Consider the following 21,410-nt stretch of genomic DNA (forward strand, 5'->3'; position numbering starts at 1 on the left):
CCGGCCCGCTGCCCGCGCCTGTCCTTGTCGCAGCCGCTGGGCGCGGACAGCCGGACGTGGATCCGCCCGGCGCCGACACCACGGAGCTGCTGAACTCCCCGTACCACGGCCTCCTGGCGGGGACCACGGGCATGCCGGCCATGCCGTCCCGTCCGCGGGCTCGTGGGCTTCGACCGCCTCACGAGGCATGCTCCGCCGGGTCACCGGGCGATCGGCCCGGCGGCGGTCGGCGTGATCCCGCAGACCCGGAGAAGTGGGACGCACGGCCCCCGGGCGAACGATCGCATTGCTGCGAGGTCAAAAGCGGGGTTCCGTCCTGGAAGTAGCGGGGGCCACCGCTCGGGACGGGCCGCTTCAGGGACAACCCAAAACTCTGGCGTTCCGGATTCGCGAAGAGGTTGTTTTACGAAAGTGCGCCGGACGTACCCGAGAATGCAATCGTGACGTAACACGCCCGATAACCTGGAACATGGCGCCCACCTGCCCCCGTACGCCCTTCACCCGGTTGCAAAGTTACCCCACGGCAACCACCGGACACTGTGACATGCGTCACGCAACTTAGACGCGCCGTGCGGCGTTTTTCAAAGACGTGAACGACCGAAAGACAACCACCATAACGGAGCGACAGTTTCCGTTTATAAGCCATTGCCAGAATCGATCGGTCGCTATTTACTGAACGAGCCCCCAAGGAGTTTCGCAGACACCACTCGACACCCCACCCCACCTGCAGAGTGTCACCACTACAACACGGAGCGGAGTCGAAGGAATGCCTGCACGTGCGGTACCTGCAGTTCTGGAGAGTTTCGACGGCTTGACCCAAATGGACACGGCGTTGTACGAGCGGGAGGAGCAGCAGTCGCTCCTCCGCGGTCTGCTGCACAGCTCCCTCGGAGGAAAGAGCCACCTGGCGGTGGTGAGCGGAGCCGCCGGCCACGGCAAGACCGAACTTCTCACGGCGTTCGCGGCCGAGGCCAAGCGCTTGGGGGCAATCCATCTCGGCGCGACGGCGTCGCGCGCGGAGCAAGCCGTTCCGTTCGGCGTGCTGGCCCAGCTGTGCCGAGGCGTGGAACTACCACCGAATGTGAGCGGCCGCTTATTCCGCTTACTGGACCAGGCCATCCTGGAGGGCCCCAGCGGCTCGGGGCCGCCGGAGGAGGCGGGCGCGATCGCGCCGCGGCTGTTCCATCAGATGGGCACGGCCCTGCACGACCTGGTCGAGCACCTCTCACGGCCCCTGCTGGTCAGCGTCGACGACGTGCAGCACGCGGACGTTCCCTCCCTGCTGGCCCTTTCCACCCTGGTGCGCCGCCAGCGGTCGACGCCCCTGCTGCTCGTCCTGAGCGAGCACCCGTCCCCGCAGCCCGGCAGCGCACTGGTGAGGGCGGAGCTGCCGCCGGAGCCGCTCGCCCACGGCATACGGCTGCCGCCGCTGTCCCGCGGCGGGGTCCGCGCCCTGCTCGCCGCGCGCCTCGGTGAGTCCGCGGCCGCGAGCCTCGCCGACGAGTGCCTTGCCGCCACGGGAGGCAACCCGCTTCTCGTGCGCAGACTCGCCGAGGACACCGCACGCAGCGGAGCACCGTTCACGCTGCACGCCGGCGCCTGCTTCGAGCAGGCCGTCCTGTCCTGCCTGTACCGCTGCGCCCCGTACGTGCGCACGGTCGCGCGGTGCCTGGCCGTCCTCGACGACCCGGAGCACACCCCGCTACTGGCGCCCCTGGCCGAGGTGGACCCGCGGTCGCTCTCCCTGGCGCTGGGCGCCCTCGAAGAGACCGGCGTCCTGGCGGACGGCGCATGGCGCCACCCCCGGGCCCGCGCGGCCGTCCTGCACGAGATGACCGGCGAGGAACGCGCCGCCCTGCACACCAGGACCGGAACCGTCCTGTTCAAGAACGGCGCCCCGGTGACCGAGGTCGCCCACCATCTGATCGCCGCCAGCCGGATCGACAACGACTGCGCGGCGACCGTGCTGCTGGAGGCGGCCGAGGAGGGCCTCGCAGCCGGCGACACCGGCCTCGCCTTCAACTGCCTCTCCGTGGTCCACCAGTACGGTCTGAACACCGAACGCCGTGCCACCGCGACGGCCATGCTGTTCCGTACCGAATGGCGAGCGGATCCACGCACCGCCGCCCGCCGTCTGCCCACGCTCATGGAGGCGGCCCGGGAAGGCCGGCTGTCGGGGCGGCACGTGGCGGCGCCGATCGACTCCCTCCTGTGGTTCGGGCGTCCGGAGATGGCGCTGGACGTGCTGGAGCAACTGGAACGCCATGCCCGGGGCGGGCTGGACGTGGAGGCGTCGACCCGCCTCCAGGCCTGCCGGGCCACACTCGACCTGCTGTACCCGACGACCGGGGCCGGCGGCGACGCGGACGCCTCCGCCCTCGGAGAGGACACCGTGCGGTGGGCGTCCTCCCGGCGCCAGGCCCTGAACGAACTGCTCCGGGTGATGCGGGGCGGTCCCGACCGCGATGCGACCCGGACCGCGGAACAGACTCTGGTCAGCCACCAGTTGGGGGACGAGACCGTACTGGCCCTCACCGCCGCGGTCGGAATCCTGTTGTCCAATGGCCAGTTCGCGTCGGCCGAGCGGTGGCTCGACCGGCTCCTCACGTCCGCCCAGAGGTTGTCCGCGCCCGTGTGGCACGCCCTGTTCGGCAGCCTGCGGGCCAAGCTCGTTCTGCGGCGCGGCGACCCGGCCGAGGCCGCCCGCCTGGCCGAGGCCGCCCTGGCCGAGATCCCGACCGCGAGCTGGGGCGTCATGATCGGTCTGCCGCTGAGCGTCACGCTGGAGGCCTACACGCAGCTGGGCGCGCACGGCGCCGCACTCGCCCAGCTCCAGGTTCCGACCCCGGACGCCATGTTCCGGACTCCGCTGGGCGTCCGCTACCTGCGCGCCCGGGGCCACGCACTGCTCGCGAACGGCCAGTCGCAGACAGCCCTCGACGACTTCCTCGCCGTCGGCGATCTCGCCAAGCGCTGGCGGATGGACGTCCCGGCGATGCTCCCCTGGCGGACCGACGCCGCTCTCGTGCATCTGCGCTCCGGAGCAACCGAGCACGCCCGGGAACTGGCCTCGGAGCAGCTGGCTCTGACGGTGCCGGGGCAGCATCGGGGGCGCGCTGTGACCTTGCGGGTCCTGGCCGCCACGGCGCCCGCGCCGGAGCGCGGTGAGCTGCTCGGCCGCGCACTGGAGGAGGCGCAGCAAGCCGGCGAACCCGTCCTCCTCGCCCACACCCTCAACGAGGTGGGACGATGCCACCAGGAGGCGGGCCAGTACAGCAAGGGCCGACTGGCCCTGCGGCGGGCACGCCAGCTCGCGGAGGAAGCTGGCGTCCCGTTGCCTGCCCGCACGCTGCCGGAGGCCCCCCGCGGGCAGCGGCCGCGCGCCGCGGTGGACGGGCGCGACGAGCTGGTCGGCATGTTGAGCGACGCCGAGATGCGGGTGGTGGCGCTGGCGATACGCGGGCACAGCAACCGGCAGATCGCGGCCAAGCTCTTCGTCACGGTGAGCACCGTTGAGCAGCACCTCACCCGGGTGTACCGGAAACTGGGGATCAAGCGGCGGAGCGATCTCACACTGGCCCTGCACGAGAGCGGCATCGCGCATCGGGCGTCCTGACGCGGGGGCCCGGCTCCCCGAGCGCTGCGCGCCGGGCAGGGCGACCGAGGGCGTTCTCCGCCTCGAAGGCGGAGAACGCCCTCGGTCGCCGCCGGCTCAGGTCCGCGTCCCGACCGGTGTGCCGCCGGGGTGGGTGCCGAGGGCCGTGCGGACCTCCCGGGCCACCGCGTCGATCTGTGGATCCAGATAGAAATGGCCCCCGGGAAGGACGCGCACGGTGGCCCCGGCGGCGGAATGGGCGTGCCACGCCGCGGCGTCGTGGACCGTGGTGACGGGGTCCTCGTCGCCGACCAGTGCGGTGATCGGGCAGCGCACCCGGGCGTCCTGCGCGGGGCGGTAGCTCTCGATCGCCTTGTAGTCGGCGCGCAGTGTGGGCAGGACCAGGGCCATCAGCTCCGGGTCCGCCAGGATCTCCTGATCGGTGCCGCTCAGGCGCTGCATCTCCGCGATGATGCCAGCGTCGTCGCGCAGGTGGACCCTGTCGTCCCGGTCCACGGAAGGTGCCCGTCGCGCCGAAGCGAAGATCCGCACCGGGCCGGCCGCACCCGGCTGCCGCTCGTAGCGGCGGGCCACCTCGAAGGCAAGGACAGCGCCCAGACTGTGGCCGAAGAACGCGCAGTCCGCCGGGAGTTCGGGGCCGAGTGCCTCGACGACGGCGTCCGCCAGCTCTGCGATGCTCTCCAACGAGCGTTCCTGGCGCCTGTCCTGACGCCCCGGGTACTGCACCGCGAGGACCTCGACGTCGGGGGCGAGCGCCTGCGAGAGAGGGCGGAACGAGGTGGCCGCGCCCCCCGCGTGCGGAAAGCAGACCAGAGGTGCCGCGCCGCCCGGCACCGTGGTGAATCGGCGCAGCCACGGGGACTTGTTCTCGTGTGTGGTGTTCACGGGTGCAGCGTAGGACGGACTCAAGCCGCCGCATACCCCGCATCGTCGCCCAAAGATACAGAATTGGAATGTTCCGCCCGTTTCCATGGACCCCTGTTCTGGCCCCCTACCGCCCCCACCCACCCCGCTCACGCACGCCCGCACGCGTCCACCGGGCGAACGCGGGGCCCGCACGCCGGCACCGGTTGCCCGGCCCCTACGGCCGGCTGCGGCTCCGGCGGGGAGGGCCGTGACACGGGTCGGGACCCACGGCCGGTACGGGGGTGGCCCAGCCGTGGGTCCCGGGTCGATGGGGTGGGACACCTCGTGGTGGCGAGCCTGCTCAGCGGGAGACGGACACCTCGCCCTGCTCCGACTCCGTGCCCGTCACCGCGGACTGCCGGTTCGGAGGCTTGCGCAGGTTGAGAGCGGCCAGCGCGCCGAGCAGCGCGGCCGCCGCGGTGACCCAGCCCGCCGCGCGGAGGCCGGAGACGACGTCGCCGTCGCTCGGGGCCGGTGCGCCGGCGCTCAGGTCCAGACCGGAGTTGGCGATGACCAGGATGACGGCCAGTCCGACGGCGGCGCCGATCTGCTGCGCGGTGGAAGCCAGCGCGGAGGCCACGCCCTGCTCGGCCGGGTCGACCCCGGATCCGGCGGTAGCGAAGATGGACGTGAACGCCAGACCGCCACCGAAGCCGTAGACGGCGACGCCCGGCAGGACCGCCCAGTAGGTACCACCGGTGACCATCCCGAGCGCCATCGCGGCCATGCCGATGCCGTAGATCAGCATGCCGAGCGACAGGGTCGCGCGCAGCCCCCTCTTGTTCAGCATCGCGGCGGCGATCTTCCCGCCGGCCAGCATCGCCAGCACACCCAGCGGAAGGAAGGCGAGGCCCGCCTGCAGAGCGTTGTAGTCGAGGATGTTCTGGATGTAGGTGGTGAACAGGTAGTACCCGCCGCTCAGGGCGCTCATGTGCAGGAACGCCACCATCATCGAGGTGATGAGGCTGCGGTTGCGGAACATCCGCAGAGGGGCCAGCGGGGCCCTGGTCCGGGCCTCGATACCGAAGAAGGAGGCGGTCAGCAGCACGCCGACGATCAGTGAGCCGAGCACCCGGGGCGCGGCCCAGCCGGACTCGGGGCCGCTGACCAGGCCGAAGACCACGAGCGTGGCACCGAGGGTGACCACCAGCGCACCCGGGATGTCGAAGCCCTGGCGCGGGCCGGTGCGCGGGGCGTCGGGAGCGAGCAGGCTGGGCACGCCGAGCAGCGCGACGGCGGCCAACGGGACCATGAAGAAGAACACCCACTCCCAGCCGAGGCTCTGCGTGAGCACGCCGCCGAGGAGTGCGCCTGCCGCGAGGCCGCCGCTGCCGGTGGCGCCCCAGACCGCGAGAGCCCGGTTGCGTGCCGGCCCCTCCTCGAAACTGGTGACGATCAGGGTGAGCGTCGACGGGAACAGCAGCGCACCGCCCAGGCCCTGAACGGCACGGGCGGCGACCAGTACCTCCGCCGATCCGGCGAGACCACCGACGAGCGCCGAGGCGCCGAAGAGGATGAGCGCTGCGACGAACATGCGACGCGCGCCCAGGCGGTCTGCGGCGCGACCGCCGAACAGCAGGAACCCGCCGAACGCGACCGCGTAGGAGCTGACGACCCACTGCAGGGTCTGGGGCGAGAAGTCCAGCGCCTTCCCGATGTCCGGCAACGCCACATAAACGATGTTGTAGTCGACGGCGATGATGAACTGCGCCAGCGCCAGTAGCGCAAGCCTGAGGCCCGACCGCTGATGCGAACTTACGGAACGTTCCACTGGATTGGAGCCCTTCTGCACAGGATCGTTCCGGCCGCGAGCCGGCCGGAGGAACGTCGGGTGAGCACCTACGACGAATGAAACGGCGAGCGTTTCCTGCATGTCGTTCGATTGCTGAGCGGTGTTCAGAGTTAGCACTACCGATAGTACTGACACGCTGTTGACTGTCAAGCGCAGCGCGTTCGGCCCCGGACCGCGAACCGGTCCGGGGCCGAGGAGAGCCGGGTCAGGCCGTGACGGGCGGACCGAGGACGATCGGCAGCTCGCCGATCACCCGCAGGGAGATGCCGGGCCAGCGACCGAGGGCCCGGCTGTCGTCCGGACGGACGTCGTACTCGATGAGGGCGGCGAGCGCCTCCTGCGCGATCATCCGCGCGACCGGCGCCGCGACGCAGAAGTGGATTCCGTGCCCGAAACCGAGGTTGCGGGTCTGCGCACGGGTGATGTCCAGCCGCTCCGGGTCCTCGAAGGCGGCCGGGTCGCGGTTGGCGGCGGCCATCAGCACGACGACGTACTCACCGGCGCGCACGGGGATGCCGGCCACATCGGCGTCCTCCAGAGCGGTGCGCGTCACCATCGCCAGCGTGCTGTCGTACCGCAGCAGTTCCTCGACGGCGGACGGCAGGTGGTCCGGGTTCGACCGCAGCCACTCCAGCTGCTCGGGATGACTCAGCAGGTTGTGGACCTGATTGCCGATGAGGGCGGCCGTGGCACCGAAACCCGCGGCCAGCAGATTCATCATGAGCATGGCCAGCTCCCACTCGGACAGCCGGTCGCCCTCCTGCTCCGCCCTGGCCAGTTCGCTGATCAGATCGTCGCCCGGAGCTGCCCGCCGGGCGGCGACCAGTTCCACGCCCGCGTCGATGAAGACGTCACGGGCGGCGTTCCGGCCCGCCTTCTGCTCCTCGTTGAGCGTGAAGCCGGGGTCGAGGCCGCGGCCGCTCTCCATGGTGTTGGCGAAGAAGAGCGAGTGGTAGTGCTCGGGGATGTCCATCATGTCGCTGAGCACCTTGGCCGGCAGTGGCCGGGACAGCACCTGCTGCAGGTCCACACGGCCGTCCGGGTGCTCCTCGACCGCCTCGGCCAGCAGTTCCCTCGCGTACCGCGCCGCCCGGGGGCGCAGCAGGTTCATCATCTTCGGCGTGAACGCCTTGGACACCAGTCCGCGGATCCGCGTGTGGTCGGGCGGGTCCATGAACATGAGGATGCGGCCGGACTCGCCGTTCGCGGGATTCTCCACGAACTGGTCGGCCACCATGGGGTTGACCCCCCAGCCGAACCGGGGGTCCTTCAGGACCGCCGCGGCCTCCTCGTAGCCGAGCACGGCCACGATCCCCTCCGCGGTGCGAAAGGCCGCGCCGGACTTCTCCCGGATCCTCCGATAGTGCGGAAACGGATCGGCATGGAAATCCGGATCGAACGGGTCGAACGGAAGCGCCTGCCGAGCGGCTTCCGGGTCGTACGTGATGACATCGGGAAGTTTGACGGTCGATGCCTCGCCCATATGCACATCCCATGTGACTGAGAGTCGTATTCCTGGGATCCGGAAATTACTGAATCACACCCCCTAAGGCCAACCCCTCTCCAGGGGCCGTGAAGCTAGGGGGGTGCCACAGGGAATCTGGGGTTGGCAGTAGGGGTGACCGCTCGATACCGTCACCGGGTAATTCGCACTGTACAGCATTTGGCATTCGTCGACATGAGGTTCCAGATGGACAAGGAAAGCCGCACAGGAACGGCCGAGGAATACCTGGAAATCCTGGGCGGATTCGACCTGACGGATCATTCGCGATTCGCCGAGGGAATTCCGTACGACCTCTTCGCCCGGCTTCGGCGCGAAGCCCCCGTGCTGTACCACCCCTCCGGCACACTGCCGGACGGCGAGGGCTTCTGGGTGCTGACCCGGCACGCCGACATCACGGCGGCGTCGGCGAACCCGGTCTTCTCCTCACAGGGCGGCGGCGGCCGGGCCGGCGGCGGCTCCCACCTGGAGGATCTCCCCTTCGGCGGCGGTCTCACCGGCACCGTGCTCGCCATGATGGACAATCCCCGGCACGACGTGTTCAAGCATCTGCTGAGCCCGGTCCTCGCCACGGCCACGGCCACGCTGGAACCCGAACTGGGCGCCCTCGCGGCCACGCTCGCCGACGAACTGGTCGGCCGCGGCACCGGAAACCTCGTCGACGACTTCTCCGAGCCGTTCTCGCTGCGCTCCGTCGCCCTGCTGCTCGGTGTGCCACGCGATGACTGGCAGAGGCTGACCGAATGGGTGCACTCCGTACTGGGTTTCACGCACCGCGGGACCGGAACGGTGGACGACGCGTCACGGGCCACCTACGCGAACCTGCGGAACTACTTCACCTCGCTCCTCGAGGCGAAGCGCCGGAACCCGGCCGACGACCTCGGAACACTGCTGGCCCTGGGAGAACTACCCCCCGGCACCGGCCAGGGACCACTCGGCGAAATGGAGCGGGAGGCCAATGCGAGCGTGCTGCTGGTCAGCGGTTTCGAGCAGCCGCGCAACACCATCGCGGGCGGTCTGCTGGCTTTCGCCCGGAATCCCGATCAGTGGCAGGAGCTCCGGAAGGACCGTTCACTGCTGCCCACCGCGGTGGAGGAAGTACTCCGCTGGACACCGGCGAACCCCTACAACCGGCGCACCCTCACCCAGGACGTGGAGCTGCACGGCCGGCGGATGCGGGCGGGCGAGAAGGTGACCCTGTGGTGGCCCGCCGCCAATCGCGACGAGTCGGTGTTCCCGGACGCCTCCCGCTTCGACATACGACGCGACCCCAACCCGCACCTCTCCTTCGGGCACGGGGTGCACTACTGCCTCGGCGACGCCTTCGGCCGACTGGAGATCCGGCTGGCGCTGGAGGCACTGCTCGACCGGGTCGAGGAGATCCGGCTGACGGCACCGGAGACCTGGGCCCCCAACAACAAGCACACCGTGCTGCTCGATGTCCCCGTGGAGCTCGTTCCCGCGGAGGGCGCATGAGCACCGCGCGCGCGACGACGGCGGCCTTGAGCTTCGTCGACGCCCTGTTCTCAGGTCGGCTGGGCCGGGAGCTCTTCCGGTACCCGGTGCAGGAGGAACCGGATCGGGCCGAGGGCGATGCGCTCGTGGCCGGCCTGGGGGCGTTCCTGCACGCCCGCCTCGACCCCGACCGGGTGGACCTGACCGGCACGCTTCCGGAGGGTTTCCTCGAAGATCTGCGCGCGAGCGGGTATCTCAAACTGTGCCTGGGCCCGGAGGTCGGCGGGCTCGGTCTGTCGGCGTTCAACGCCTTCCGAGCGATCGAGCACGCCGCCGGCTTCTGCATGCCGGCCGGGCAGATGCTGGCGATCCAGGCCGGCGTCGGCGCGCCCGCGCTGCTTCCGGCGCTGCCGCCGGGCGCCCTGCGGGAGTTCGTCGCCGAGCGGCTCGCCGACGGGGCGGTCTCGGGTTTCGGGCTCACCGAGCCCACCGGCCAGAACAACGCCTGGCCCGGCACGACCGCCACCCTGTCCGCGGACGGCTCCGTCTACGTGTTGAAGGGCGAGAAGGTGTTCACGGGGCACGGGCCGGTGGCGGATCTGCTGCCGGTCGCCGCCACCGAGCACACCGCGGACGGACGACGGCTGTGCATCTGCTTCGTGGACACCTCCGCCGCAGGCTTCGAGGTGGCCTCGCGCATCGAGTTCCTGGGCAGCCGGGGACTGCCCAACGGTGCCCTGCGCCTGGACGGCGTCGAGGTCCCGGCCGGTCATGTGGTGCGCAGTGCCCCGGAGGACCCCCGGTTCCCGGAACGGATGGCCTCGGCCGTCCTCGTCGGCCAGCTGTACTTCACCGCTGCTCCGGCCCTGGCGATCGCCAAGCTGTGCCGGCGCTGGTCGGGCGAGTTCGTCGTCCGTCGCAGGATCAACGACCGCGGGCTCGGCGAGTACGACGAGATCCAGCGGATGCTCGGCGCGACGCTCGCCGAGGTGTACGCCATGGAGAGCGTCGTCCGGTGGGGTCTCGTCGGGTCGGGGCCGGACGACCGCTGGTTCGAGCGGCTCACGGCCAAGAACCTGGCGGTGCGGACCTGCTGGCGGATCGTGGACCGGACGGTCTCCCTCTACGGCGCGGAGGGCATCGAGACACTGCCGAGCAAGCGGCGGCGCGGCGCCGTGCCCGTTCCGCTGGAGCGCCGGCTCAGGGATGCCCGTGGCCTGCGCATCGCCGGCAACGTGGACTTCCAGTTGGACAGCCAGGCCGCCCGCCGGCTGCTGACCGGCTTCGCCGCGATGGCGGAGGACGGGGCGGCGGACCTCGGCGGTCGGCTCGGTGCCGAGCACACCGCAGAGGACGACCTGTCGGAGGCGAACGCGGCGCACCTGTCGGCGGTCCGGGAGGAGGTGCTGCGCTTCCGCCGGATCTGCCTCGATCTGACCCGACGTCATCCGCGGCAGGAAGACCTCTTCGACCAGGAGCACACGGTCATCCTGCTCGGCCGTGTGGCGGCGGAGCTGTTCGCGATGTACGCGGTGCTCGCCAGGGCGGCGGCGGAGCCGTCCGCCGGCGGCGAGGACGGCCCGCAGCTCGCGGACGTGTACTGCACCTCGGCCCGGCACCGTCTCGCCGACCAGTGGCGCCGGCTCACCGCGGTCACGGAGCCCGACTACGCCGGCATCAGCCGCCGCTGGCTGGCCGAGGGCCTGCCCCGGCTCACGGCCGCGGGCTGAACGACACCGCCCGCCGGGGCGCGCCTTGCGGGAGAGGCGCGCCCACGGCGGGCGGGCACGTCACGCCGGGACGGCGTCCGGGGATTCGCCGACCGACACGTGCCCCAGGGACCTGGACAGGTCGACCAGTTCCTCGCGGTACAGCTTCTCCGGGTCCCGCACCTGGGGGCCCAGGTGGCCGTACACCTCCAGGGAGACCAGGCCGTGCATCCGGCCCCACACCCGCAGCGACAGCGCCACCGCCGCCGGCGGCAGGTCCGGGAACGACTGGCGGATCAGCTCGGCGAACTCAGGATCGAAGTCGGACCAGACATGGTCGCTCCCGATGTACAGATGCTGCGCCTTGGGCCAGGCGGCGGCGACGATCCCGGTGAGCACCGCGCAGGCGCGGTGCTCCGCCTCCGCTGCCGCACCGCCCGCCGGCGGCTGGTAGTCGGGCACGGCGTCGCCGTAGACCAGCCGGAACTCCTCCGGGTTGCCGACCGCCCAGTTGCGGTAAGCCCGGCCGAACGCCTGCACCTGCGTGGCGGCGTCGTCCTGGGGGCAGTCCGCGATGGCGGTCTCCAGAGCGGAGGCGAGGTTGCCGTAGACGTCCGCGATCAACACGCTGACGAGATTGTCCCTGGTGTCGAAGTAGCTGTAGATCGCACCGGCGGTCATCCCCATGTCGCGGGCGATGGCGCGCAGCGAGATCGCCGCCGTCCCGCTGGAGGCCATGTGCTTGAGAGCTGTGGCTTTGATCTCCGCCGTCGTGGCCTCGCGAAGACGCATCCTCCGGCTTTGAGTCACCTGTCCCATGCTCGACATCTTAGCAGCGTTGAAACATAAAGGGAGCACTCTGACTTTTTACGGCGTCCACTACGCGTGCGCGGTAAACTTAATAAACACCGTTCAGGTCTCGCGGGCACCGCACGCTTGGCGGCCGCCCCGCCACACCTCCACCCTCCGAAGGGCTTACGCCGATGAGTACCGATCTCAGCAGCACCCCCGCCGCCGCAGGCGGCACGATCCGGATAGGGGACGATCTGACCGTCAACCGGCTCGGATTCGGCGCCATGCGGCTGACCGGCCCGGGTTTCTGGGGCGATCCGGCCGATCCCGACGAGGCGGTCCGCGTCGTCCGCCGCGCCGTCGAACTCGGCGTGAACTTCATCGACACGGCCGACGCCTACGGCCCCTTCACCAGCGACCGGATCATCAAGAAGGCGCTGCATCCCTATGCCGACGACCTGGTCATCGCGACCAAGGTCGGCCTCACCCGGCCCGGACCCGACGACTGGCGGCCCGTGGGCCGCCCCGAGTACCTGCGCCAGCAGACGGAACTGAACCTCCGCCATCTGGGGCTGGAGACCATCCCCCTGCTCCAGCTGCACCGCATCGACCCCGCGGTCCCCCTGGAGGACCAGGTCGGTGAGCTGGCGGAGCTGCGGAATGAGGGCAAGATCCGGCACATCGGCCTGTCCGAAGTCACGGTGGAGGAGACCGAGAAGGCCCGCGCCGTCGCCCCGATCGTCTCCGTCCAGAACCTCTACAACGTGGCCGCTCGCACGTCAGAGGACGTACTGCGCCACACGGAGCGCCACGGCATGGTGTTCATCCCCTGGTTCCCCCTCGCCATGGGGCAGCTCGCCGCGCCCGGCAGCCCGCTGGAGGCGGTCCTCAGGGACAGCGGCGCCACTCCGGCACAGCTGGCCCTCGCCTGGCTGCTGCGCCACTCGCCGGCCCTGCTCCCGATCCCGGGCACCTCGTCGGTCGGGCACCTGGAGGAGAACGTCGGCGGTGCCTCGATCCGGCTGTCCGACGACGACTACCGGACCATCACCGCCGCCTGCTGAACACACCGGAAGGATCACGCATGTCCACCACACGGCCCGATCACCGGGTGGTCGCCGTCCGCAGTGCGCAGACGGTCAGGGTCCGCATCGACGGGCGCCCGGTCGCCACGTCCACCAGGCCCGTGCTGGTCTACGAGACCGGGCTGCCGGTGCGCTACTACCTGCCGCCGGACGACGTCGACCTCACGCTCCTCTCCCCCTCGGACACCCGCACCACCTGCCCCTACAAGGGTGAGGCCTCGTACTGGTCGTTCCACGGAGGGGACGGGGCAGCGGCAGTCCGCACCGACGTGGTGTGGTCGTACCCCGATCCGTTCGACTCCGTTCCCGAGATCGAGGGGCACCTGTCCTTCTACGACGACGTCGCCGAGATCGAGGTGACGGGCACCCCGCCGGAGGCCCCCGCCGTGTGAACGAGGCGAGGGGGGAACCTCGTTCCCCCCTCGCTCGGGTGCGTCCCGCGCGGACTGCGCCCTGAGGTGTCACCGCCGGCCGGCGGAGCGGCACGCCCGGTCCTCACGGTTCGGTCCCCGCCGCCCCACCGGCTCGGGCGGCTTCGGGTGTCCCGCCGGACGTCTCAGTCGATACCGCGCAGGATGTGCGGCTCGTCGCCACCGTCCTCCTCTCCCGCCAGCAGCGCCCACGGCGGCCCGGGACACTCCGCGGGATCGTTCCGCCCGCCGTTCCGCACCGGCGCGCGGAGGTTCATCTCGTCCGTGTCCGGCTCCGTCCCCTGGTTGTCCTTCTCCTGGCTCATCTCCGGCCCCCTTCCACAGCGCCTCCCCCGGCTCGCCGGCATCTCCTCCCGCCCCGTCCCGCGGCCGGGAGGGTTCACCGGCTCGCCCCGCCCGGCGGGTCTTCCCGGTGACGGCGCCGGCACCGCCAGCCGACGGGCGCGCGGTAGGGGGTGTTCCGCTCCGGGCGGTCCCACCGGGGAGCGGCCGGGGTCGCGGGGCGGCCGACGGTGGTGCCGGCCCGGGAGAGCAGCACCACCGTCAGGGCGGCGAGTTCGGCGTCGGATGCGTGGCCGCGTTCCACCCGTACCACAGGGGTACCGGCGGCGGGGGCGCGGGAGGCGGGGATCAACGGGATCAGCTCCGTTCGTCTGCGTAGGGGCTCACTGGGGCGGGTTGCCGTGCTTGCGCGACGGCAGATCGGCGTTCTTGGCACGGAGCATGTCCAGCGACCGGATCAGAACCCGGCGGGTGTCGCGGGGGTCGATCACGTCGTCGACCAGGCCCCGCTCCGCCGCGTAGTACGGGTGCATCAGCTCCGTCCGATACTCCTTGATCTTCTGCTGACGCACACGGTCGGGGTCGTCCGCGGAGGCGATCTCGCGGCGGAAGATCACGTTCGCGGCGCCCTCGGCGCCCATGACCGCGATCTCGTTGGTGGGCCACGCCAGCGAGATGTCCGCGCCGATCGACCGGGAGTCCATCACGATGTAGGCGCCGCCGTACGCCTTGCGCACGATCAACTGCACCCGGGGCACGGTGGCGTTGCAGTAGGCGTACAGCAGCTTGGCGCCGTGCCGGATGATGCCGTTGTGCTCCTGGGCGACGCCCGGCAGGAAGCCGGGCACGTCGACGAGTGTGACCAGCGGAATGTTGAAGGCGTCGCAGAGGGAGACGAAGCGGGCCGCCTTCTCCGACGCGTGGATGTCCAGCACACCGGCGACCGAGGCCGGCTGGTTGGCGACGATGCCGACCACGTGCCCGTCCAGTCGCGCCAGGGCGCAGACGACGTTCGGCGCCCACACCTCGTGGACCTCGAAGAACTCGCCGTCGTCGACGATCTCCTGGACCACCGCGCGCATGTCGTAGGCCTGGTTCGGGTCGGCGGGGACCAGATCCAGCAGGGCGTCGTTGGGGCGGTCGGGCGGATCGTCGCCCGGCTCGACCGGAGGCATCTCCCGGTTGTTCTGCGGCAGCAGCGACAGCAGGTACCGGACCTCCTCCAGGCAGCTCTCCTCGTCGTCGTAGACGAAACCGGCGACGCCGGAGGTGACGCCGTGGACGTCGGCACCGCCCAGCCCGTCCATGGACACCTGTTCGCCGGTCACGGCCTGGACGACATCGGGCCCGGTGATGAACATCTGCGAGGTCCCGCGGACCATGAACACGAAATCGGTGAGGGCGGGCGAGTACGCGGCACCGCCGGCGCAGGGCCCGAGCATCACGCTGATCTGCGGGATCACCCCCGAGTTGCGGGTGTTGCGGCGGAAGATGCCGCCGTAGCCCGCCAGGGCGGTGACGCCTTCCTGGATGCGTGCGCCGGCCCCGTCGTTGAGGGACACCAGCGGGGCCCCCGCCGCCTCCGCGAGATCCATCAGTTTGTGGATCTTGGCGGCATGGGCCTCGCCCAGTGCGCCACCGAAGACGCGGAAGTCATGGGCGTAGACGAACACCGTGCGCCCGTGCACCTTTCCCCAGCCGGTGACCACACCGTCGGAGTGCGGGCGGCGCCGTTCCATGCCGAACGCGGTCGACCGGTGCCGCCGCAGCGTCTCCACCTCCTGGAAGGACCCCTTGTCCACCAGGAGGTCGATGCGCTCGTGGGCGGTCAGTTTGCCTTTGGCGTGCTGACGCTCGGTGGCTTCCGGGTCGGGGCCCCGGCGGGTGCGCGACTTCAGCTCGATCAGTTCTGCCAGGCGCTCGTGGGCGAGCATGGCTACGCTCCTTCACGGCCCGGGGTGGGGTGCGAACCGGACGGCGCCATACGGGCCAGCAGGCGTCCGGCTTCGGCCAGTGCGGCGGGGTCGCTGCCCGCGGCGGCCACATAGCCGTCCGGGCGCAGCAGCAGGAAACCGGAACCGGACCGGGGCAGGTGGGTGTGGCTGAGGGGTACGGCGGCCGTCCCGGCGAGCTCCCGGCCGCGCAGATCCGCTCCACCGTCCGCCGGACCCAGCGTCAGCAGCCGCAGCCCGGGCGGGCCGTCCGGCCCGGCCGGCGGCGCCCAGTGCGGGGCCCGCATACCGGGTTCGGGCAGCCGCGCGGACCGGCGGGCCGCGAACCGGCCCACCGCCTTCCCCGGGCGCTCCCTGCCCGGCTGTCGCGGTCCCGTGCGGATGTCCCCGGATGCTCCTTCGGCCGGCCGTGCCCAGAACACGTCGGAGTAGTGGACCCGCCAACCCGCCAGCAGGGGCACGAACCACCGGCGCAGCAGGCCCGTCGCCTCCAGAGCGCTCCACACCGTGTTCCGCATCCGGGCCGCCGTGGGCCCGAGCGTGAAGACCCTCAGGAAGCGGTGGGTCGCGCGGACGATCTGCTCGGCGGCCTGGCGCCGCTCGGGCTCGTAGGTGTCGAGGACGCGCGGATGCAGCTCCCCGTTGACGACGCCCGCGAGCTTCCACGCCAGGTTGTGGGCGTCCTGGAGCCCGAGGTTGAGGCCCTGCCCGCCGAGTGGTGAGTGGGTGTGGGCGGCGTCCCCGGCCAGGAAGCAGCGCCCTGAGCGCAGGGTCGCGGCGATCCGCTCCTGGCTGGTGAACCGGTTGACCGTCTCCAGGCCGTCGATCGTGAGGCCGCCCGGGCCGCGCTCGTCGAGGAGCCGCTGCACGCCCTCGGGTGTGATGGGGTGGTCGTCCGGGACCGCTCCGGAGACCCGGATCCGGCCGCCCGGCATGGAGGCGAAGACGACCGAGCCCGAGCGCCCGAGGAAGTAGTGGACCGCCTCCCGCTCGAAGGCACCGTCGATCCGCCCCTCGGCGAGGAGGAACCCGGTGGTCACGGGCGAGCCGACGAAGTCGATGCCGAGCCGGTCCCGGACGGTGCTGCGCACCCCGTCGGCGGCGACCAGCCACTCGGCCTCGATCATCTCCGGGCCGTGCGGCGTATCGGCCTTCACGGTGACGAAGTCTTCGGTGCCGGCCACGTCCGTGACGCGGACGGCCCGCTCCACGCGGCCGCCGGCCCGTTCCAGGGCGGCCTCCAGCAGACGGCTGGTGTTCTCCTGCGGGAGCATCAAGGGCTCGTTCTCCGCGCCGAGCGCGACGCGCAGCGTGCGGCCGCCGGCCAGGTGGTAGCTGGTGGAGCGGATCCGCAGGCCCGCGCGCTGGGCCTCGTCGAGGACGCCGATCTCCCGGAAGACGCTCAGGGTGGGCGGATGGAGCTGGACGGCCCGGGAGCCGGTGTGGGGCTCCGTCTGGGCCTCCACGACCCGTGCCTCGACTCCGCGTTGCCACAGGGCGCAGGCGACGGCCAGCCCTACGGGTCCGGCGCCCACGATCAGAACGGGGCTGCGTTTCATGCCGACTTCTCCCTTGTGGCGGTGGTGGCGGCCGGGGGCACTTCGGGGGACGTGCTGTCGAGCCAGCCGAGAACCGCCCGCGCGGTGTCGGCCGCGTGCTCCTCGATGATCGAGAAGTGGTCTCCTGGCACCTCGACGGCCTCGTGACGCCACTGCCAGGTGGAGCGCCGGGCACCGACGGGCGGTGCGGGCGTCCCGGGCACGGGCAGGGCGGGCCGCACGAGGAGCACGGGCGCCTTGACGTCGGCGGGTCGCCGACCGGAGAGGAGGTGCAGATAGCGGTCCATCGCGGTGATCCGGTCCGCGCTCAGCGGCGCGAACTCCGCCAGCCGCTGAGCCATGCCCTCCATCAGCGCGGGGCCGATCTCGGTGGGCACCTCGCTGCCGGGCGCGAAGGTGTCGAGGAGGACCAGCGCCCCGGGCAGGACGCCCTCGGCCTCCAGGTGCGCGGTGACCGCATGCGCCAGCAGGCCGCCGGACGAGTAGCCGACCAGTGCGAAGGGGGCTCCGCCGGCGCAGCGCTTCACCGCCTCGGCCGCCGCCACGGTGACCGCGTCGAGTGTCGCCGGCAGCCGTGTGCCCTCCTGGAACCCGGGGAGCGTGAGGGCGGAGACGTCGCGGTCGGAGCCGGTGGAGGCGGCGAACCGGGCGAACTGCTGCGGGCCGGAGGTGGCCAGGACGGTGGGGAAGCAGATCAGCGAGGGCAGCCGGTCTCCGGTGGCGACGATCACGGACCGGGGGATGTCGTCGGGGCCGGGCACCTCGAAGGACGGGCGCCTGTTCGCCGCCTCGGCGATGCGGCCGCCCAGCGCGGCGGCCCGGCCGTCCGCAGCAGCCCGCAGGTACTGTGCCGCGAGGTCGTCCCCGGAGCCGGGGTGGGCGTCCCGGCCGGATCCCTCGGCGCCGCTTTCGGAAGTGCCGAGTTCGTCGCGCAGGAAGCGCGCCAGGGCGTCCGGGGTACGCCGGTCCATGACGACCCGGGCGGGCAGCTTGCGCTGCAGCGCGGTGTCCAGACGGTTCCGCAGCGCCACCGCGCCCACCGAGTCCATGCCGAGTTCGAGGAAGTCGCGGTGGATGTCGACGGCCTGCGGGTCGTCGTGCCCGAGCAGGTCCGCGATCTCGGCCCGCACCAGTTCCAGCAGCAGGCCGTACCGCTCGGCCGGGGTCGCCTCCCGCAGCCGCTCCGTCGCGGCCGCCGCGGCGCGGTCCGCGCCCGTGCCGCCCGCGTTCCGCAGCGCACGCGCGACCTCGCGGATGCCTCCGAGCTGCGGCACGGGACGGCCTGCGGCCAGCACCCGGAGATACGCGTCCCAGTCGATGTCGGCGACCACCAGGGTCGTGGCGTCCTCCTCGACCGCGTGACGCAGCGCGGCCAGGGCCCGTCGTGGGGTGATCGGCGGCAGGCCGCGGCGGGCCAGCCGTTCCCGGCGGGTCCGGGCGGCGGCCGCCGCCCCGTCATCGGCCGGCTGCTCGTCCCAGACGCCCCAGGCCAGCGAGGTGGCGGGCAGTCCCTGAGCCCTGCGGTGCCAGGCCAGCGCGTCCAGGTACGCGTTGGCCGCCGCGTGACCGGCCAGCCCGATGCCGCCGCCGAGGACGGTGACGACCGACGAGAACAGGACGAACGCCGACAGGTCCAGGTCGCCGGTCAGCTCGTGCAGATGGCGTGCGCCGAGCGCCTTGGCGCGCAGCGCGCTCTCCAGCCCGGCGGCGGTGAGCGTGCCCAGGGCCTCTTCCTCCAGCAGGCCCGCGGTGTGGAAGACGGCGGCGAGCGGTGCGTCGTCCGGCAGGCCCGACAGGAGGTGGCCGAGGGCGTTCCGGTCGGCCGGATCGGTCGCCGACACCGTCACCCGGGCGCCGAGGGAACGCAGTTCGGCGACCAGCTCCTCCGACGCGCCCGCGGGGGCCTCGGGCGACTCGGTGAGCAGCAGGTGCCCGGTCCCGGACTCGGCGAGCCGGCGGGCGAGGTGCGCGCCCGGCCCGTGGGTACCCCAGGTGATCAGTACGGTCCCCTGGTAGTGCCGTTCCGCGGTGGCCGGGCCGTCGGCACCGACGGGCGCGCGTACCAGCCGGCGGGCGCAGAGCCCCTGGGGCCGGATCGCGAGCCGGGTCTCGTGCCCCGTTCCGGCGAGCATCGCGGTCAACCGGGCGAGGTCCCGGTCCGCGGGTGCCTCCGGCAGGTCCACGACACCCGCCCACAGCTGGGGCACCTCCAGCTCGGCGACCTCGCCGAGCCCCCAGACCTGGGCCTGCAGGGGCGCTTCGACGCGGTCGGCGGCGCCGGCCGCGACGGCCCCGCGGGTCACCGACCACACCCGGCGCTCGAAGCCCGTACCGGACAGGGCCTGCAGCAGGAGCAGGGTCGCGGCCAGACCGCGCGGCAGCGCGGGGTGCCGCTCGTCGGCCGTGTCGTCCAGCGGCAGCAGGGACAGCACTCCGGCGGGTGGCTCGCCGCCGGCCGCCTCGCGCAGCAGGTCCGTGAGACCCTCCCGGTCCACGCCCGGTTCGACGACGACGGCGAGCGGGCGGGCTCCGCCGTCCGCGAGTGCGTGGACGATGGAGCGCACGAGCGGCGCGTCCTGCGCGGCGGCGGGTACGGCGACCAGCCAGGTGCCGCCGAGAGCGGCCGGCGGGGGGTCGCCGACGGGTTGCCAGACGACCTTGTACCGCAGGGAGTCGAGGTCCGCGTCCGGGCGGTGGTCCCGGCGCCAGGACGCCAGGGCAGGCAGCACCGCGCCGAGCGGTCCGGTGTCCACGCCGAGCGCGGCGGCCAGGGACTCCAGGTCCTCTCGTTCCACCGTCTCCCAGAACGCGGTCTCGACGGTGCCGGAGGAGGCGGTGTTCCGGTCCACGGACTCGACCCAGTACCGGCGGTGCTGGAAGGCGTACGTCGGCAGCTCCACGCGGCGGGGCGTGGTTCCGGCGAACGTGCCGGCCCAGTCGACTCCCACGCCGCACACGTGCAGTTCGGCGAGTGCGGCGCGGAAGCGCCGCAGACCGCCCTGGTCCCGGCGCAAGGTCCCCACGACGGCGGGCTCGGCGTCGGTCTCCTCGGCGGTCTCCTCCACCCCGAGGGCGAGAACGGGGTGGGCGCTGGACTCGACGAAGACGTCGAACCCGTCGGCGAGGAGCCTGCGCACCACCGGCTCGAAGCTGACGGGACGCCGGCAGTTCTCGAACCAGTATTCCGCGGTCAGTTCGGAGCCGTCCAGCACCTCGCCGGTGACCGTGGAGTACAGGGGGATGCGCCCGGCGCGGGGGCGTACGAACTCCAGCAGCTCGGAGAGGCGGCCGCGGAGGCGGTCCACCTGGGAACAGTGCGAGGCGACCGTGGCCGGGACGATCCGTGCCCGAACCCCCTCGGCGGTGAGGGTGGACACCAGCTCCTGCAGGGCCTCGGGTTCGCCCGCAACGGTCACCAGACGCGGGCTGTTGAGACCGGCGATCGACAGCGCGTCGCCGTAGGGCAGCAGCCGCGGCTCCACCTCGGCCCGCGAGGCCCCGACCGAGGCGACCGCGCCCCGGCCGACCAACTCGTCGGCGAACAGCTGCGAGCGAAGGACGATGAGCCGGGCCGCGTCCTCCAGGGTCAGGGCGCCCGAGACGACGGCCGCCGCGATCTCGCCCTGGGAGTGGCCGACGACCGCGTCCGGCTCCACCCCGTGGGAGCGCCACAGGTCGGCCAGGGAGACCATCACCGAGAACAGCACGGGCTGGACCACCTCGATGCGGTCCAGTGACGGGGCGCCCTCCCGCCGTCGCAGTACGTCCTCGACGTCCCAGCCGGTGTGGGCGCCGACGGCTCGGGCACAGGCACGCAGGCGGTCGGCGAAGACGGGTGCGGTGTCGAGGAGTTCGACGGCCATGCCGTCCCACTGGGAGCCCTGGCCAGGGAAGACGAAGACCGTCCGGCCGTGGTCCCGGGTCGTTCCGCTGGTCAGCTCGGCGTGGTTCTCGCCGGCCGCGAGCGCCGTCAGGCCGGCGGTGACGGTGGCCCGGTCGCCGCCGATGACGACCGCCCGGTGGTCGAGCATCGCGCGGGTCGTGGCGAGGGAGTGAGAGATGTCGGCGAGGCCGTCCTGGGGCCTGGCGGCCAGATGCGCGGCGAGGCGAGCGGCCTGGTCCCGCAGGGCGTCCCGGCTACGGCCCGAGAGCAGGAACGGCAGCGCGTCCGCGGTTCCGTCCCCGGGGCGCGGGCCGTCCGCCGGTTCGGACGCGTCGGTGGGTGCCTGTTCCAGGATGACGTGCGCGTTGGTGCCGCTCATGCCGAAGGCGGACACCGCCGCGCGGCGCGGCCGCCCGGTCCCCGGCCACGGACGCCGCTCGGTCAGCA

General features: G+C 72.1%; 14 protein-coding genes. 5 read left to right on the plus strand and 9 right to left on the minus strand.

The annotated features are described in order from the left end of the window. Positions 1–820 precede the first annotated feature (820 nt). Entirely contained in the window at positions 821–3,616 is a 2,796-nt protein-coding gene (locus tag I3F54_RS24585; RefSeq protein WP_240121099.1) for an AAA family ATPase, read from the plus strand. A 96-nt stretch (positions 3,617–3,712) separates the two neighbouring features. Here the strand turns inward: I3F54_RS24585 and I3F54_RS24590 are convergent, their stop codons facing one another. The 3 genes from I3F54_RS24590 to I3F54_RS24600 all read right to left on the minus strand — a co-directional run bounded on the left by I3F54_RS24590 (position 3,713) and on the right by I3F54_RS24600 (position 7,797). Further along, positions 3,713–4,501, minus strand: coding sequence for a thioesterase II family protein (locus I3F54_RS24590; RefSeq protein ID WP_240121085.1), 789 nt, complete (start codon positions 4,499–4,501; stop codon positions 3,713–3,715). 322 nt (positions 4,502–4,823) lie between these two features. Further along, a complete protein-coding gene (locus I3F54_RS24595) occupies positions 4,824–6,293 on the minus strand; it encodes an MFS transporter (RefSeq protein ID WP_240121086.1) in 1,470 nt (489 codons plus the stop codon). Positions 6,294–6,519: 226 nt separating this feature from the next. Further along, positions 6,520–7,797, minus strand: a complete 1,278-nt coding sequence (locus I3F54_RS24600) for a cytochrome P450 (protein WP_240121087.1) — start codon at positions 7,795–7,797, stop codon at positions 6,520–6,522. A 180-nt stretch (positions 7,798–7,977) separates the two neighbouring features. Between I3F54_RS24600 and I3F54_RS24605 the strand changes: the two genes are divergently transcribed. Then, complete coding sequence (locus tag I3F54_RS24605; RefSeq protein WP_240121088.1) at positions 7,978–9,291, plus strand: cytochrome P450; 1,314 nt, start codon at positions 7,978–7,980, stop codon at positions 9,289–9,291. Next, positions 9,288–11,000, plus strand: a complete 1,713-nt coding sequence (locus tag I3F54_RS24610) for an acyl-CoA dehydrogenase family protein (RefSeq protein WP_240121089.1) — start codon at positions 9,288–9,290, stop codon at positions 10,998–11,000. Before I3F54_RS24605 ends, I3F54_RS24610 begins: the two co-directional genes overlap by 4 nt. 60 nt (positions 11,001–11,060) lie before the next feature. Here I3F54_RS24610 and I3F54_RS24615 read toward each other — a convergent pair whose 3' ends face one another. Beyond that, positions 11,061–11,798 (minus strand): TetR/AcrR family transcriptional regulator, encoded by a 738-nt coding sequence (locus tag I3F54_RS24615; RefSeq protein WP_240121090.1) that lies wholly within the window; start codon positions 11,796–11,798, stop codon positions 11,061–11,063. Between the two features lie 164 nt (positions 11,799–11,962). On the opposite strand from I3F54_RS24615, the gene I3F54_RS24620 reads away from it, so the two are divergent. Together I3F54_RS24620 and I3F54_RS24625 are read left to right on the plus strand one after the other, a co-directional pair. After that, positions 11,963–12,835 (plus strand): aldo/keto reductase, encoded by an 873-nt coding sequence (locus I3F54_RS24620; protein ID WP_240121091.1) that lies wholly within the window; start codon positions 11,963–11,965, stop codon positions 12,833–12,835. Positions 12,836–12,855: 20 nt separating this feature from the next. Continuing rightward, entirely contained in the window at positions 12,856–13,248 is a 393-nt protein-coding gene (locus I3F54_RS24625) for a DUF427 domain-containing protein (RefSeq protein ID WP_240121092.1), read from the plus strand. A 164-nt stretch (positions 13,249–13,412) separates the two neighbouring features. On the opposite strand, the gene I3F54_RS24630 is transcribed toward I3F54_RS24625, so the two are convergent. The 5 genes from I3F54_RS24630 to I3F54_RS24650 form a co-directional block, all read right to left on the minus strand. After that, on the minus strand, positions 13,413–13,592 hold the full coding sequence (locus tag I3F54_RS24630; RefSeq protein ID WP_240121093.1) for a hypothetical protein: 180 nt from the start codon (positions 13,590–13,592) through the stop codon (positions 13,413–13,415). A gap of 74 nt (positions 13,593–13,666) precedes the next feature. Then, complete coding sequence (locus tag I3F54_RS24635) at positions 13,667–13,921, minus strand: acyl-CoA carboxylase subunit epsilon (RefSeq protein WP_240121094.1); 255 nt, start codon at positions 13,919–13,921, stop codon at positions 13,667–13,669. A gap of 31 nt (positions 13,922–13,952) precedes the next feature. Next, entirely contained in the window at positions 13,953–15,503 is a 1,551-nt protein-coding gene (locus I3F54_RS24640; RefSeq protein ID WP_240121095.1) for an acyl-CoA carboxylase subunit beta, read from the minus strand. A gap of 2 nt (positions 15,504–15,505) precedes the next feature. Next, positions 15,506–17,080 carry an FAD-dependent monooxygenase gene (locus I3F54_RS24645; protein ID WP_240121096.1) on the minus strand — a complete coding sequence of 525 codons (1,575 nt, stop codon included), beginning with the start codon at positions 17,078–17,080 and terminating at the stop codon, positions 15,506–15,508. After that, the gene (locus tag I3F54_RS24650; protein WP_275676746.1) at positions 17,077–21,408 is read right to left on the minus strand and encodes an acyltransferase domain-containing protein; all 4,332 of its coding nucleotides are present in this window, start codon (positions 21,406–21,408) and stop codon (positions 17,077–17,079) included. Before I3F54_RS24650 ends, I3F54_RS24645 begins: the two co-directional genes overlap by 4 nt. Positions 21,409–21,410 lie beyond the last annotated feature (2 nt).

Source organism: Streptomyces sp. MUM 2J (assembly GCF_022414535.1).
Lineage (GTDB): Bacteria > Actinomycetota > Actinomycetes > Streptomycetales > Streptomycetaceae > Streptomyces.